We start from the raw sequence: 15,810 nt of genomic DNA on the forward strand, positions 1-15,810 counted from the left end.
GGCATCACGCAAAAGGAGCCTGCATGGGCGGTCGTATTTCCACCTGTATTTTCGGATTCGGTCTACTGGCCCTATTGAGCGGCTGTAGTGAAGAAAACGCCGAGCCCAAGCAGCATTCCCGGGTCTTTGTGCAAACCGTTGCGCCTGCGGATTTCGCCGCAGCGGTCACCCTGACCGGCGATATCCAGGCCCGTGTGCAGACCGACCTGTCCTTTCGCGTCGGCGGCAAGATCATCCAGCGCATGGTCGATGTGGGCGACCGGGTCACGGCCAAACAAGTGCTGGCCAGGCTCGACCCCAAGGATCTGCAGACCAATGTCGATTCGGCCCAGGCCCAGGTGGTGGCCGAGCAGGCGCGGGTCAAGCAGACCGCCGCCGCCTTCGTGCGCCAGGAAAAACTGCTGCCCAAGGGCTACACCAGCCGCAGTGAATACGATTCGGCCCAGGCCGCCTTGCGCGGCAGCCAAAGCGCATTGGCCGCCGCCCAGGCGCAGCTGGCCAATGCCCGTGAACAACTGGGCTACACCGCGCTGATTGCCGACGCCCCCGGTGTGATCACGGCGCGCCAGGCCGAGGTGGGTCAGGTGGTGCAGGCCACGCTGCCGATTTTCAGCCTGGCCACCGATGGCGAGCGCGACGCGGTGTTCAACGTTTATGAATCGCTGCTGGTGGAGCCGGCGCCCCAGACGCCGATCACCGTGAGCCTGCTCGACAACCCGAGCATTCAGGCGGTGGGCAAGGTGCGCGAAGTCACCCCGGCCGTGGCCGCCAATACGGGTACCGTGCAAGTCAAGATTGCCCTGCAAAGCCTGCCCGAGGGCATGCGGCTGGGTTCGGTGGTGAGCGCGACCGCCAAAGGCAAGGCCGCGCCGAGTGTCGAGCTGCCTTGGTCGGCCCTGACCAAAGACATCAACGACCCTGCCGTATGGTTGGTGGACGGCGACGGCAAGGCGCAGTTGCACAAGGTCAGCGTTGCGCGCTACCTCACCGGCAAAGTGATCATTGGCGACGGCCTCAAGGGCGGTGAAAAAGTCGTGGTGGCGGGCGGGCAGTTGCTGCACCCCGGCATGCTCGTCGAGATCGCCCAGCCAGGAGCGCAGCCATGAAGCGCCTGACCGTTCTGCTCGCCGCCGGCCTGTTACTGGCGGCCTGTTCCAAGGAAGAAGCGCCGCCCGAGCCGGTGCGCCCGGTGCTGTCAATGCAAGTGAAGGCGCAAGATCAGGAAACCCTCGGCCGCTTCGCCGGCACCATCCAGGCCCGCTATGAAAGCAACTTGGGCTTTCGCGTGCCCGGCCGCATTGCGCGGCGCGCCGTGGACGTGGGCGCCGAAGTGGAGAAGGGCGCTCTGCTCGCCGTGCTCGACCCCACCGATCAGCAAAACCAGCTGCGCGCCGCCCAGGGCGACCTCGCCCGCGTGCAGGCGCAATACATCAATGCCCAGGCCAACGCGCGCCGTCAGCAGGAGCTGTTCAACCGTGGCGTCGGCGCCCAAGCCCAGTTGGATGTGGCCCAAACCGACCTGAAAACCACCCGCGCCACCCTTGAGCAAGCCCAGTCCTCGGTCAATCAGGCCAGGGACCAGCTCAACTACGCCGAGCTGCGCACCGACCATGCCGGCATCGTCACCGCCTGGAACGCCGAGGCGGGTCAGGTGGTGACGGCCGGTCAGCAAGTGGTGACCCTGGCCCGCCCGGACGTCAAGGAAGCGGTGATCGACCTGCCGGCGGGCCTCGCCGAGCGTCTGCCAGCGGATGTGGTGTTTATTGTGGCGGGGCAGCTCGACCCCAACGTCAACACCACCGCCATCGTGCGCGAGATCGAACCCCAGGCCCAAAGCGCCACGCGCACCCGTCGCGCGCGGCTGACCCTGGCCGAGACGCCGCCCGCCTTCCGCCTGGGCACGGCGATCAGCGTCACCTTGAGCAGCGCCATTGCGCCGCGTATCGAGCTGCCGCTGAGCGCCTTGCAGGAAGTCGACGGCGCCACCCGCATCTGGCTGCTCGACACCCAGAGCCAGACGGTGCAGCCGCGCGACGTCACGGTGCTCAGCCGTGACAGCGACAGCGCCCTGCTCAAGGGCGGGGTCAAGCCTGGCGAGCGCATCGTCATCGCCGGCGTGAACAGCCTGAAACCCGGGCAGAAAGTCAAAATCGACAAGGACAGCCCGCGATGAAACGCAGCTTCAACTTATCTGACTGGGCCCTCAAGCATCAGTCCTTCGTCTGGTACCTGATGTTCGTCGCGCTGCTGATGGGCGTGTTTTCTTACATGAACCTGGGGCGCGAGGAAGACCCTTCGTTCACCATCAAGACCATGGTGATCCAGACGCGCTGGCCGGGCGCGACCCAGGAAGAAACCCTCAAACAGGTCACCGACCGCATCGAGAAGAAACTCGAAGAACTCGACGCCCTCGACTACGTGAAAAGCTATACGCGACCGGGCGAGTCCACGGTGTTCGTGTTCCTCAAGGACACCACCAGCGCCAAGGACATCCCGGACACCTGGTACCAGGTGCGCAAGAAGATCGACGACATTCGTGGCAGCTTCCCCCAGGGGTTGCAGGGGCCGTCGTTCAACGATGAGTTCGGTGACGTGTTCGGCTCGGTGTATGCCTTTACCGGCGACGGCCTGTCGATGCGCCAGCTGCGTGACTATGTGGAGCAGGTGCGCGCCGAGATCCGTGCGGTGCCTGGGTTGGGCAAGGTCGAGATGATCGGCCAGCAGGACGAAGTGATCTACCTCAATTTCTCCACGCGCAAACTCGCGGCGTTGGGGGTTGATCAGCGTCAGGTGGTGCAAAGTCTGCAATCGCAGAACGCGGTGACGCCCGCCGGGGTGATCGAGGCGGGGCCGGAGCGGATTTCCGTGCGCACCTCCGGGCAGTTTGCCTCGGAGAAGGACCTGGCCAACGTCAACCTGCGCCTCAATGACCGCTTCTACCGCCTGGCCGATATCGCCGAGATCAGCCGTGGCTACGTCGACCCCGCGCGGCCGATGTTCCGCTTCAACGGCAAACCGGCAATCGGTCTGGCGATTGCCATGCAGAAGGGCGGCAATATCCAGTCGTTCGGCAAGGCGCTGCACACGCGCATGGACGAGCTGACCGCGGACCTGCCGGTGGGCGTGGGCGTGCACAAGGTGTCCGACCAGGCTGAGGTGGTGGAAGAAGCCGTCGGCGGCTTCACCAGCGCGTTGTTCGAAGCGGTGATCATCGTGTTGGTGGTGAGCTTCATCAGCCTCGGCATGCGTGCGGGCCTGGTGGTGGCGTGTTCGATTCCGCTGGTGCTGGCGCTGGTGTTCGTGTTCATGGAATACAGCGGCATCACCATGCAGCGCGTGTCGTTGGGCGCGCTGATCATCGCCCTCGGCCTGCTGGTGGACGACGCGATGATCACCGTGGAGATGATGATCACGCGCCTGGAAAAAGGCGAAACCAAGGAGCAGGCGGCGACCTACGCCTACACCTCCACGGCGTTCCCGATGCTCACCGGTACGCTGGTGACCGTGGCCGGCTTTGTGCCCATCGGCCTCAACGCCAGTTCGGCGGGGGAATACACGTTCACGCTGTTCGCGGTGATTGCCGTGGCCATGCTGGTGTCGTGGGTGGTGGCGGTGCTGTTTGCGCCGGTGATCGGCGTGCATATCCTCAGCGCCAATGTGAAGCCGCATAACGGTGAGCCGGGGCGTATCGGCCGCGCCTTCAACGGCGGCATGCTGTGGGCGATGCGCAACCGCTGGTGGGCCATCGGCATTACCGTCGCGCTGTTCGTGGCGTCGGTGTTCTCCATGCAGTTCGTGCAGAACCAGTTTTTCCCGTCGTCGGACCGTCCGGAAGTGCTCGTTGACCTGAACCTGCCGCAAAACGCGTCGATCAACGAAACCCGCAAGGCCGTCGACCGCCTTGAGGCGATCATCAAGGACGACCCGGATATCGAGCGCTGGAGCACCTACATCGGGCAGGGCGCGATCCGTTTCTACCTGCCCCTCGACCAGCAACTGGAAAACCCGTACTACGCGCAGTTGGTGATCGTCAGCAAGGGCCTGGAGGAACGCGGCGCGTTGATCGCGCGTCTGCAAAAGCGTTTGCGTGATGACTTTGTCGGCATCGGCAGCTATGTGCAGCCGCTGGAAATGGGCCCGCCGGTGGGGCGGCCGATTCAGTACCGCGTGTCGGGCCAGGACATCGACCAGGTGCGCAAGCACGCCATCGAACTGGCAACCCTGCTTGACCAGAACGATCACCTGGGCGAGATGATCTACGACTGGAACGAGCCGGGCAAAGTGCTGCGCATCGACATTGCTCAGGACAAGGCGCGGCAGTTGGGGCTGTCGTCGGAAGACGTGGCGCAGCTGATGAACAGCGTGGTCAGTGGTGCCTCGGTGACTCAGGTGCACGACGACATCTACCTGATCAACGTGGTCGGTCGCGCCGAAGACGCCGAACGCGGTACGCCCGAAACCCTGCAGAACCTGCAGATTGTCACGCCCAACGGCACGTCGATTCCGCTGCTGGCGTTCGCCACCGTGCGCTACGAGCTGGAGCAGCCGCTGGTGTGGCGCCGCGACCGCAAGCCGACCATCACGGTCAAGGCCTCGGTGCGCGATGAGATACAGCCGACCGACCTGGTCAAACAACTCAAGCCCGAGATCGACACGTTCAGCGCCGGTCTGCCGGTGGGCTACAAGGTCGCCACCGGCGGCACCGTGGAAGAAAGCGGCAAGGCCCAGGGCCCGATTGCCCGAGTGGTGCCGTTGATGCTGTTTTTGATGGCGACCTTCCTGATGATCCAGTTGCACAGCGTGCAGAAGATGTTCCTGGTGGCCAGCGTGGCGCCGCTGGGGCTGATCGGCGTGGTGCTGGCGCTGATTCCCACCGGCACGCCCATGGGCTTTGTGGCGATCCTCGGCATTCTGGCGCTGATCGGCATCATCATCCGCAACTCGGTGATTCTGGTGACGCAAATTCATGAATATGAAGTGGCCGGCTACACGCCGTGGGATGCGGTGGTGGAAGCCACCGAGCACCGGCGCCGGCCGATCCTGCTCACGGCTGCGGCGGCCAGCCTGGGCATGATTCCGATTGCGCGGGAAGTGTTCTGGGGGCCGATGGCGTACGCGATGATTGGCGGGATCATCATCGCCACGCTGCTGACGCTGTTGTTTTTGCCGGCGCTGTATGTGGCCTGGTACAAGATTCGCGAGCCCAGGCAGGACCAGACCTGATGTGGATGTGTTGCCTGTGAAGGCGTCATCGCAGGCAAGCCAGCTCCCACAGTTGGAATGCATCTCTTTGTGGGAGCGGGGCAAGCCTTAATGCCGTTCAGTTAAGGAAAATGTGTGGGCTTATTGTGGCGAGCGGGCTTGCCTGCGCTGGTGGTCTTAAGCTTTGCGCCAGACGCTCGCCAGCCACGGTTGCTGATCGCGGGGCAGCCCGGCCGGGCGGTAGTAATGTTCCAGTTCCACAAAACCGGCTGTGGTCAGCAAGGATTGCCACGCCTGCAGGTCGTGATAGGAACCATAGCGCGGCCCATTCCAGCCTTCACGGTTGTTCCCGCGCGGGTTGGAGCTGAACAACACGCCGCCCGGCTTCAACGCGCCATGCAACTGCGTGAGCACGCGCGGCAATTCCTGCTTGGGGATATGAAACAGCACCGCATTGGCGAAGATCCCGTCGAAGCGTGCGGCGGGCAGCTCCAGCTTGAGGAAGTCCTGCTGATAGACCTCGCAGCCGCTGTCCTCGCGCGCCATCTGCGCAAAGCGCTCGGACCCGTCCAGGCCGACGGCGACATGCCCCATGCGTGTAAACGTCTGCAGATCCCGCCCCGGCCCGCAGCCAAAATCCAGCAGGGTGAACGGCGCATTGCCCTGGATGTGGCGCAGCAGCGCTTCGATATTCTGGCTCACATCGTGGTCGCGGGTGCCTTCGCGAAAGTCCTCGGCCACCTGGTTGTAATGGCCCAGGGTGGTGGAGGTGATCTGGTCGAGGTCGTCAGGGGCGAGTTTCACGGTGGGGGCTTCGGCGTGGTGGCTAAGAGCGTGACTATACGCCACGGCGGCGCCCTAAATAAAAACGGAACAGCCTCTGCGCCTGTTCCGCTCAAATGCATCGAGGTGTCGTCACGTTGAAAAGCTAGGTTCGCTCCACCACAAAGTTGCGCAGGACGTAGTCATTGCCGACGCCGCTATCCTGGGCGCTGACATACATGAGGTCAATGTCGGTACCTTGAGCGACAAAGGACAGTGACATCGACTGGAAGTAGGGGTAATCCGTCGTAATCGTCAGTGGAGTGGTCTTCTCGCCCTGGCTCGTTTGCAGAAAACCAATCGGGTAGGCGAAATCTTCACTCCACCGACTGACTTGCACACTGAATACATAGGTGGTGCCTACACGAAGATTCGTGAAGCGCTTTTTAAGCAAGACACCCGCCGATTTATTAGTGAACGTATTGTTGAACAGGATCAGCTTTCCATTATCGTTCACGAATTTCAGGTTTCGTGGGTCCGCTCCTGCAGGGCCCCGCTCCCAGCCGGCATAGGAACCGTCGGCAAACGTACTGGTGTCGTTGACCAGTTCTTTACCTTGAACCTTCAGTTGCTGGTTGCCCGACACGGATGTTTTGATGCTTGTCGTCACCTCGTAACTCAAGTTGACAACCTGGCCCATGCTTTGAGAAATAAGTTGCGGGCTGATGTTGAAGAGAACAGTACCGCTGGCGTTGCCCGTCTGCACCGGAATAGCGGCGCTGGAACCATTGGCAAAGGTCCAGTTGAGGCTGATCACGTGGGTAGAGTTCATGCCCTGGTACTTCACTGCCACAACCGCACCGTTAGGATAGTTCTCCGGGGCGATCGTCCGAGGCCCGGGCTTGTTTTCGAACGCGGGTGCCGGGAGAACCAGTGCAGCGGTGCCCACGACCCTCACCACCGTGCTGCCCGAGCGATTCAGCAGCGTGCCATCAGCGGCTTGCCACTCGACAAACATGCGCAGGGTGCCGTCGGTCATCGAGGCGATGAGGTCGGTGGGGATCGTGAGGATTTCCGAGCCCTGGTTCTTGTCGGTAACGGCAGGCAGGCGCACGGTGCGCGAGGACGTGCCGGGTTGGGTTTTCTGCGTCACCGTCACGACCAGTACGATCTGGTTAGGGGGGATGGGGGCCAGAGGGTCTACAGGCAAAGTGACCTGTGCTTCGTAGCGCTGCGCGCTGGGTTGATCAAGGTCGACCGTGGACTTTACGGCACCGTCGAGCATGAACGCCGGCGGCCTGAGCAGAGTGACGTCCAGCTCACTCTCCAGAATATAGGGCTTGGAGTACGCGTACGTCTCCCCGGAGACGTTGTTCACCACGTCTCGTACCATGAACGCCACACCAACCGGACCGAACTGATTGCCCTGCTTGATCACCTGTGGGCTGATAAAGATGCGAATCGGCGCCGTCCCCGCGGCCTCGGCGGGGCTGACAATATGATCGATGGTGGATGCGCCATAGGCGACTGTAATGGTGTCGTTCTTGCGAATGTTTTCGTACGGTTTGATCAGGCACCACAGCCCGACCTGGGTATTGGCCTGATTAATGATCGAGCCATCCGGCAACCCATCGACCGTCAGGTGCAACCCGCGGTGGTAGTGCTCCGAAGCCCAGAAAGTGAGTCCGCCGGGGCGCTGGGTCTTGACCAGATAAAGTTCAGGAAATGAAGCTTCCAGTTGCCCGCTTGCAGCGCGTGTCACTTCGCCGACTACTTGGGATTCGCCTTCGGGAATTTTTGTACCTGGGATCGTCAGGTTATAGCGATTGGCAATGTTCTTGACGATGTCCTGAGCCACAGGTATCGGCGAAGTGCCCCAATAGATCGCGAAGCTGTCGTTTTGAACGGACGCCTGCCAATTTTCAAAGGTAAACAGGGCATTAGGGTCCGTCTCGCGCCGGCCCAGGCCCCAGTCCGAGGTTTCCGGGTACGGGGTAGCGGTTAACGGTATGGCGGGATAGACCGAATAGGGCGGCGTCGGGAGTAATTGAGTTGGAGTGGTCATAACCATCACCTTGCTGGGTTGAGTCGCGCACTGGCTGCGCAACGGGCAAGGTGAATGAAGCGCTTGTGAGGTTAATTGAATCTACTGTCAGAATTGACAGTGGCGACGAGTGGTTGCATCGCCCACAAGGCGATGCAGACCCTTGCCATTCAGCGCTTGTCGAGCACCCGCGCCAACCGATCTCCACCCAACTGAATCACCGTCACCAGCACCACCAGCAGCACAATCACGGTCAGCATGATCTGCGTGTCAAAGCGCTGATACCCGTAGCGGTAGGCAATGTCGCCCAAGCCACCGGCGCCAATCGCCCCGGCCATGGCCGATGAGTTGATCATCGTCACCAGGGTAATCGTGAACCCGCCGACGATGCCCGGCAACGCCTCCGGCAACAGCACGTGCCGGATGATGTGCCAGCGCCTGCAACCCATGGCCTGTGCGGCTTCGATCAGGCCGTGATCGACCTCACGCAGACTCACCTCGGCGATCCGTGCAAAAAACGGCGTAGCGGCGATGGTCAGTGGCACCACGGCGGCCCAGACGCCGTAGGTGGTGCCGACGATAAGGCGAGTGAAGGGGATGAGCGCCACCATCAGAATCAGAAACGGAATCGAGCGGAACAGATTGACGAACGCCCCCAGCACGCGGTTCAAGGCCGGGGCCTGATAGATCCCGCCCTTGTCGCTGGTCACCAGGAACACCGCAAGCGGAATGCCCACCAGCAATGCGATCAGTGACGACACGCCGACCATCAACAAGGTGTCGATGGCACCCTGCACCAAACGATCAAACCACATAGCCCAGCACCTGCGCCTGTTGCGCCCAGTTCGCGGCGCGGTTACGCAGTTCTTCGGCGCTATGAGCCGAGCCATTCACCGCCAGCAGCAATTGCCCCAGGGCATGGCCCTGAATTCGCTCCACGCCGCCCTGCAGCAAGCGCACGCGCCCGCCGAGGGCGCCGAACAGCGCGGCCAGGTCCGGTTCGTCGGTGGCGCTGCCGGTGAACTGCAAACGCAGCACCACGGCCGCGTCTGCCGATACCTGCGTCGGTTGCAAACGGCTTTGCAGTTCCTGCGGCAAAGCATGCTGCAAGGGCGCCAGCAGGGTTTGGCTCACCGTATGTTGCGGGCTGCCGAACACTTGCCACACCGGGCCTTGCTCGACGATTTTGCCGTGCTCGAGCACCACCACGCGGTCGCAGATGTCGCGGATCACCGCCATTTCGTGGGTGATCAGCACAATGGTCAGGCCCAGGCGGCGGTTGATCTCACGCAGCAGGGCGAGGATCGACTGGGTGGTTTCCGGGTCGAGGGCCGAGGTGGCCTCGTCGCACAGCAGTATCTCGGGGTCGTGCACCAGCGAACGGGCGATGCCCACGCGCTGCTTTTGCCCGCCGGACAGTTGCGCCGGGTAGGCCTTGTGCTTGTCCTGCAAGCCCACCAGTTCCAGCAGCTCGCGCACCTTTTGCTCGCGCTGCGGCTTGGGGATACCGGCCACCTTGAGTGGCAGTTCGACGTTCTGCCACACGGTCTTGGCCGACATCAGGTTGAAGTGCTGGAAGATCATGCCGATGCGCCTGCGCAGCGCCACCAGGCGGTCTTCGTCGAAGTCGCCGATGTCCACCTGATCGATCAGCACACGCCCGCTGCTGGGCTGTTCCAGACGGTTGATGGTGCGAATCAGCGAGGATTTGCCGGCGCCGCTGCGGCCGATGATGCCGAACACCTCGCCGCGCTGGATCGCCAGGTCGATGCCGTGCAGGGCCTACACGGTGCCGTCGTAGGTCTTGCCCAGGTTGATGAAACGCACATGGGCGCGGTTCAGTTCAGGGTGCAGCTGGGTCTGTTCGGCGTCCCTGGGCGGTGTGTCCAGGTTGCGAAGTCGGGCATTGGCGGCGCTCATTGTTTACCTTCCCAGCCTACCTGGTAGAGCGTGCCGAGGGATTTATCCAGGGCGGCGCGTACCACGGGCGAATGCTGGTAAATGTCGACGAGCTTGATCACGCGCGGGTCGGTTTTGCTCTTGGGCTGGATCACGAACTGGATCACGTATTCCGGGTGGTCCAGGCCGTCGAACAGCAATGCCGACTCGGCATCGAAGGTCTTGGACAGGCGGATATACGCCGGGTAGCCCTGCACCAGGTCGGCGTCGTCATAGGCGCGCACCAGTTGCACGGCTTCCACTTGCAGGATCTTCAGCTTTTTTGGGTTGCTGACGATGTCTTCTTCGGTGGCCTTGTAGCCTACGCCCGGCTTGAGGGTGATCAGCCCGGCCTTGGCCAGTAGTTGCAGGCCACGACCGCTGTTGATCGGGTCGTTGGCAATCGCCACGCTGGCGCCCTGGGGCAGCTCTGCAATGGTTTTGTATTTTTTCGAATACAGCCCGACGTTATTGATGATGCCCGGCGCGTACGGCACCAGGTCGAAACCTGCGGCGGCCTTGGCGTTTTCCAGAAAAAGAATGTGCTGGAAGTAGTTCACGTCGATGTCGCCGGCGGCCAGGCTGACGTTGGGCGCGATCCAGTCAGTGAACTCCACCAGTTCGACGTTCAGACCCTGCTTGCCGGCTTCGGCAACGGCGGCCTCAAGGGGAATGGCGAAGGCGGCGGTGGTACCGACCTTGAGCGGCGTATCGGCGGCGAACACTGTCGAGCTGATCAAGCCGAAGGCCAGGGCCAGTGCTTTGACTGGGTGGGAGCGCAGCGTTTTTTTCATGGTCGATTTCCAGTCATGAGGTGTAGGTGCAAACAATGAAGATCCACTGTGGGAGGGGGCCTGCCACCGCCCACATTTCCAATTCAGTGGCGGTAGGTGGAGCCGGTGTGTTGTTTGGGAAGGCGGGAGCCGGCGTGGAAGACTTTTTCGCGCAGCGTGCCGGCCTCGTATTCGGTCTTGTACGACCCACGCCTTTGCAACTCCGGCACCACCAGGTCAATGAAATCCACATAGCTTTCCGGCGTGACGATTCGGGTCAGGTTGAAACCATCCAGCCCGGTTTCGCTGATCCACAATTCCAGCTCATCGGCCACCTGTTCCGGCGAGCCCACCAGGGTGATGTAGCGACCGCCCAGAGCGTGCTGCTCCAGTAACTTGCGCCGGGTCCAGTCGTTGTTCTGCAGGGTTTTGCTGGCCGACTGGATGGCGTTGCTCTTCACGTACTGGATCGGTTCGTCCAGTTCGTATTCGGCAAAATCAATCGCAGTGGACGCGGCGAAATGCGCCACGCCGGCCTCCGCGCTGGCGTAGCTCAGGTACTCGGCGTGCTTGGCCCAAGCCAGCTCCTCGGTGGCGCCGACGATCACATTGAGGCCCATGAACACCTTGATGTCGTGTGCATTGCGCCCGGCTTGCACCGCACTGGCGCGCACCTTGTCCACCTGCGCCTTGGTCGCGGCCCTGGTCTGGCCGCTGATGAACACGCACTCGGCATGGCGCCCGGCGAACAGCAGGCCACGGTCCGAACTGCCAGCCTGGAACAGCACCGGCGTGCGCTGCGGCGACGGCTCGCACAGGTGATAGCCTTCCACCTGGTAGAACTCGCCGTGGTGCTCGACCTTGTGCACCTTGCCCGGCTGGGCATAGATCCGTTGCGCCGGATCGTTGAGCACGGCGTCGTCTTCCCAGCTGCCTTCCCAGAGTTTGTAGAGCACTTGCAGGTACTCATCGGCCTGGTCGTAACGGCGGTCATGCTCGACCTGTTCAGTCAGGCCCATGGCCTTGGCCGCACTGTCGAGGTAGCCGGTGACGATGTTCCAGCCCACCCGGCCACGGCTCAGGTGATCCAGCGTCGACATGCGCCGGGCGAACAGGTACGGCGGCTCGTAGGTGAGGTTGGCGGTGAGGCCGAAGCCGAGGTTTCGGGTGACTGCCGCCATGGCCGACACCAGCAGCAACGGGTCGTTGACCGGCAACTGGATGGACTCCTTGAGCGGCACGTCGATGGAATGCTGGTAGACGTCGTACACACCAACGATATCGGCAATGAACAGGCCGTCGAACAGACCGCGTTCCAGGGTTTTTGCCAGGTCGGTCCAGTACTCGATGGTTTTGTAGTGGGTGGAGGTGTCCCGTGGATGGGTCCACAGGCCGTGGTTGATATGCCCGATGCAGTTCATGTTGAAGGCATTGAGCAGGATCTTTTTCTTCGCCATCAGAGGGTCCCCCGCAGCGGCGGGTTTTCATCGTTGAGGTAGTAATTGCCTACCGCGTGATACTTCCAGCGCACCGGGTCGTGCAGGGTGTGCACCCGCGCATTGCGCCAGTGACGGTCAAGGCCATGCTCGGCCAGGGTGGCCTGGCTGCCGGCGAGTTCGAACAGGGTGCTGCCGGCAGCCAGGGAAATTTCTGTGCTCAGGGCACGCGCTTCGGCCACCGCAATCGAGGCGGCGGCGACCGTCTCGGCATTGCTGTCGGCCTGGGCGCGGTCGAGGCATTCGCCGGCCCGTTCAAGCAGTGCCTCGGCCGCGTGCAGGCGGATGCTCAGGTGGCCGAAGCTCTTCAAGGTCAGTGGGTCTTCGCTGGCCTTGTCGTTGCCGGCGTCGATCCACGGGCGGGTCTTGGTGCGCACAAAGTGCAGCGCATCTTCAAAGGCGGCGCGGGCGATGCCGGTGTCGATGGCGGCGTGAAGGATCTGCGCCAGCGGGCCGACGGTGGTCGGGCGCTCGAAGGCGCTCTGGAAAGGGATGACGTCGCGGGCGGCGACCCACACGTTATCGAACACCACCGAGCCGCTGCCGGTGGTGCGCTGGCCGAAGCCGCTCCAGTCGTCGATCACGCTGAGGCCCTGGCTGTCGCGTGGCACAAAGGCCAATTGCTGCACGCCGTGCTCATCCACCACGGAGGTAGGGATGCGCTGGGCGTAGAGCGCGCCGGTGGCGTAGAACTTGCGGCCGGTGATACGGAATCCGTCGCCGTCGCGGGTGAGCCGGGTGACGCGATCATGGGCGGTTTTGGTGCCCAGTTCGGCCAGCGCGTTACCGAAACGCTGGCCGGCCAGCACCTCGGCGTACAGGCGTTGCTGCTGCTCGGGGCTGCCATTCACGCGCAGCACTTGCAGCGCATAGAAGTGGTTTTGCGGAATCTGGCCCAGGGAGGCATCGGCCTGGGCGATCAGCGCGATAACCTTGGCCAGGGTGACATTGGACACGCCCGCGCCGCCGTACTCGCGGGGCACGCTGATGCCCCACAGGCCCGAGCGCGAGAACGCGTCCAGCTCGGGCAGCGGCAGGCGGCGTTCGCGGTCACGCTGGGCGCTGTCGCGGCGAAAATCTTCAGCCAGGTCGTTGGCGACAATCAGGGCTTGCTCGTCGCTGGTGATGACCGCGACGTGATGGGAAAGGGTCATGGTCAAATCCAGGAATGGCGAGCCGGCAGGGTGCCGTTCAAGCGATAGGCGCCGATGGCGTGGTACTTCCAGCGCACCGGGTCGTGCAGGGTGTGCACCCGGGCGTTGCGCCAGTGGCGGTCAAGGTTGAATTCGGCCAGCGTCGCGCGGCTGCCGGCCAGTTCGAAGAGCTTTTCGCTGACCAGCAGCGCCACTTCGGTGGTCAGCACTTTGGCCTCGGCCACTGCGATGGATGCGCATGCGGCGGACTGCGCGGTGATCGGCGCGGCGCTGACTTCATCCAGCACCCGGCCGGCCTTGCGCAGCAGCGCTTGGGCGGCGTGCAGTTCGATTTTCAGCTTGCCGATATCGGCGATCACGTACAGGTCGTCACTGGCGCGCTCGACCTTGGCGTCGATCCACGGCCGCGAGCGTTCGCGTACGAACGCAATGGTGTCGTCGAGCGCACCCTGGGCGATGCCGGCATCGATGGCGGCCTGGATCAGTTGCGAGACCGCGCCCTGGATATTCGGGCTTTCGCCGATGCGCCAGTTGTCGATGACCAGCTCAGCGTCCACTGCCACCTCGTCGAGCAATACGGTGCCGCTGGCGGTGGTGCGCTGACCAAAGCCGGACCAGTCATCGATGATGCGCAGCCCTTCGCTGCCACGGCGCACAAACGCCAGAACCTGTTTGCCGTCATCGTTCAGCGCCTTGATCGCGACCCAGTGCGCAAACAGCGCGCCGGTGGAATAGAACTTCTGCCCGCTGACCACGTAGCCGTTGCCCTTGGCGGTGATGCGCGCCTTGAGTTCAAGGGTGTTTTGGGTGCCGCGTTCAGGGCCGCCGTTGCCGATGCGCCAGCCGTCGAGGACGCTCTGGAACAGCTGCTTTTTCTGCGGCGGCGTGGCGGTGCCCTGCACCAGGTGCAGGATGCCGAAATGGTTCTGCGGGATCTGCCCCAGGGCCGGGTCGGCCGCGCTGATGATCGTGAACACCTCGGCCAGGGTCACGAAGGACACTTGGGGGCCGCCGTATTCGCGGGGGATGGAAATACTGCCCAGGCCACTGCGGGTGAACTGTTCAAGCTGCGCCCACGGCAACTGGCGCTGTTGGTCACGCTTGGCGGCGTGCTGGCGCACCGCCTGGGCCAACGTGTGGGCGGCGCTCAACGCCTCTGCATCGTTGCGCAGCACGGCGGCCGGCAACAGCAGCGGGGCTTCGTCCAGATCACTTTGGGGGGGTGTTGCAGCCAAGTTAGACATCAGCGCCGCTCCTTGGCTGCACGTAATGCCCTGGCGTTACGCACCGGGGTAATCTTGATCATACCGACCTCGCATTCAATGAAATAAAACAGAAAAATCAGGAATGTCCGGTGGTCCGGTGCATATACCCTAAACTTGTTAAATATTTAAATAAACTAACTTTTGGGAATATGCATAGAAGGGCGATCACAAGGTTTGAGGGTTAGCCGAGCGGCCGGGGCTGATAGACCGGCGTGGCTGTCGCCGGGCGGGTGGGCAGCAGCGGGGCAATGCGCAGAGTGCGGGTGGGGGCCCAGCGCGAATTGTTGCCGACGCGGTCCAGCACGCAGTAGGTCACCTCCAGCCGGCAGTCGTCGCCGCCTTCGATAATCACGCTCGACGGTACCCACACCTGCACGGCCAGGCCGACGCCCTTGGCGGTGACTTTGGGCAGGTCGATGCGCACGTCGCCCCAGCGCAGGGTGATCGCATCGCCGCTGCTCATGTTGGGGTACGGCTCGATGGTCAGGGGAACGCCGCGGTGCACCTGGCGGCTGTTGACACCCTGGCGACGGATCGTCTCGGGCAGGCCGACCGGGGCGAGGTTTTGGTTTTCGTCGCTGTATACGGCGGGCGGTTGTCCACCTGGGCAGTCGGTCTTGACGCGTACCTGGGTGGTGGCCGAGCGCGCCGGGCCGTGGCCGATCTGCATGACCTGGTAATGCACGTGTGCGGGGCCATCGAGCACGAAGCTTTGCGGAATGCGCAGGCGGGTGGGCTGGCCGATGCGGCATGCGGTTATCCGTCGTGAGGCGGCGAAGCAGTTGTTCCAGAACAGCTCGATCAGGTCACCTTCCTCCATCCCGGGGTAGGGGGCGATATCGACCTGCAGTTGGGCGGCGGCGTGGGCATTGATGCCGTTTCGAAGGGCCTGGGGCAAGGTTGGGGCGGTCAGCATGGCCGGGGTTGCGGTGCGCGTCATAAGTCATCTCCTTGATGCAGCCAGCAGCGATCGTTCCGAGCCATTGGCGCAGGTGCGCAAGCGGGCCGAAAGGAACGATTCAGTAAATAGCCGGGATAGGATCCAATCCTCTGGGCGTTAGATAAGAGGGTTGGGCAAGGCCAGTCAATGGAGGCAAAAGGCTAAACGGCGGGGCGCTGCGGATTCAGAAGGGTCTGACCGGGATGGGGTTTTTTGCGTGGATGCGGCGGGGTGTT

General features: G+C 62.9%; 13 protein-coding genes. 3 read left to right on the plus strand and 10 right to left on the minus strand.

The features are described 5' to 3' along the window. Positions 1–23: 23 nt before the first annotated feature. Genes H045_RS22095 through H045_RS22105 form a run of 3 tightly spaced genes read left to right on the plus strand, consistent with a single transcriptional unit; the run spans position 24 to position 5,223 of the window. Positions 24–1,106 (plus strand): efflux RND transporter periplasmic adaptor subunit, encoded by a 1,083-nt coding sequence (locus H045_RS22095; RefSeq protein WP_015373489.1) that lies wholly within the window; start codon positions 24–26, stop codon positions 1,104–1,106. Beyond that, entirely contained in the window at positions 1,103–2,173 is a 1,071-nt protein-coding gene (locus tag H045_RS22100; RefSeq protein WP_003236072.1) for an efflux RND transporter periplasmic adaptor subunit, read from the plus strand. Before H045_RS22095 ends, H045_RS22100 begins: the two co-directional genes overlap by 4 nt. Further along, positions 2,170–5,223, plus strand: a complete 3,054-nt coding sequence (locus tag H045_RS22105; RefSeq protein ID WP_015373490.1) for an efflux RND transporter permease subunit — start codon at positions 2,170–2,172, stop codon at positions 5,221–5,223. Before H045_RS22100 ends, H045_RS22105 begins: the two co-directional genes overlap by 4 nt. 156 nt (positions 5,224–5,379) lie before the next feature. Here H045_RS22105 and H045_RS22110 read toward each other — a convergent pair whose 3' ends face one another. The 10 genes from H045_RS22110 to H045_RS22150 all read right to left on the minus strand — a co-directional run bounded on the left by H045_RS22110 (position 5,380) and on the right by H045_RS22150 (position 15,574). Continuing rightward, positions 5,380–6,006 (minus strand): class I SAM-dependent methyltransferase, encoded by a 627-nt coding sequence (locus H045_RS22110; RefSeq protein ID WP_003236069.1) that lies wholly within the window; start codon positions 6,004–6,006, stop codon positions 5,380–5,382. Between the two features lie 124 nt (positions 6,007–6,130). Continuing rightward, positions 6,131–8,029: a hypothetical protein gene (locus H045_RS22115; RefSeq protein WP_015373491.1), complete on the minus strand. Its 1,899-nt coding sequence runs from the start codon at positions 8,027–8,029 to the stop codon at positions 6,131–6,133. Positions 8,030–8,178: 149 nt separating this feature from the next. Beyond that, positions 8,179–8,823: a methionine ABC transporter permease gene (locus H045_RS22120; RefSeq protein ID WP_003236065.1), complete on the minus strand. Its 645-nt coding sequence runs from the start codon at positions 8,821–8,823 to the stop codon at positions 8,179–8,181. Continuing rightward, the gene (locus H045_RS22125; RefSeq protein ID WP_425262183.1) at positions 8,813–9,787 is read right to left on the minus strand and encodes a methionine ABC transporter ATP-binding protein; all 975 of its coding nucleotides are present in this window, start codon (positions 9,785–9,787) and stop codon (positions 8,813–8,815) included. The genes H045_RS22120 and H045_RS22125 overlap by 11 nt, the downstream gene beginning before the upstream one ends. A gap of 3 nt (positions 9,788–9,790) precedes the next feature. Then, complete coding sequence (locus H045_RS25940) at positions 9,791–9,928, minus strand: hypothetical protein (RefSeq protein WP_425262176.1); 138 nt, start codon at positions 9,926–9,928, stop codon at positions 9,791–9,793. Then, positions 9,925–10,740 carry a MetQ/NlpA family ABC transporter substrate-binding protein gene (locus H045_RS22130; protein WP_015373492.1) on the minus strand — a complete coding sequence of 272 codons (816 nt, stop codon included), beginning with the start codon at positions 10,738–10,740 and terminating at the stop codon, positions 9,925–9,927. Before H045_RS22130 ends, H045_RS25940 begins: the two co-directional genes overlap by 4 nt. An 83-nt stretch (positions 10,741–10,823) precedes the next feature. After that, on the minus strand, positions 10,824–12,176 hold the full coding sequence (locus H045_RS22135) for an LLM class flavin-dependent oxidoreductase (protein WP_015373493.1): 1,353 nt from the start codon (positions 12,174–12,176) through the stop codon (positions 10,824–10,826). Continuing rightward, on the minus strand, positions 12,176–13,369 hold the full coding sequence (locus H045_RS22140; protein ID WP_015373494.1) for an SfnB family sulfur acquisition oxidoreductase: 1,194 nt from the start codon (positions 13,367–13,369) through the stop codon (positions 12,176–12,178). Before H045_RS22140 ends, H045_RS22135 begins: the two co-directional genes overlap by 1 nt. A gap of 2 nt (positions 13,370–13,371) precedes the next feature. Then, the gene (locus H045_RS22145) at positions 13,372–14,613 is read right to left on the minus strand and encodes an SfnB family sulfur acquisition oxidoreductase (protein ID WP_015373495.1); all 1,242 of its coding nucleotides are present in this window, start codon (positions 14,611–14,613) and stop codon (positions 13,372–13,374) included. Positions 14,614–14,815: 202 nt separating this feature from the next. After that, positions 14,816–15,574: a hypothetical protein gene (locus tag H045_RS22150; RefSeq protein WP_015373496.1), complete on the minus strand. Its 759-nt coding sequence runs from the start codon at positions 15,572–15,574 to the stop codon at positions 14,816–14,818. Positions 15,575–15,810 lie beyond the last annotated feature (236 nt).

It is taken from the genome of Pseudomonas poae RE*1-1-14 (assembly GCF_000336465.1).
Taxonomy (GTDB): Bacteria; Pseudomonadota; Gammaproteobacteria; order Pseudomonadales; family Pseudomonadaceae; genus Aquipseudomonas; species Aquipseudomonas poae.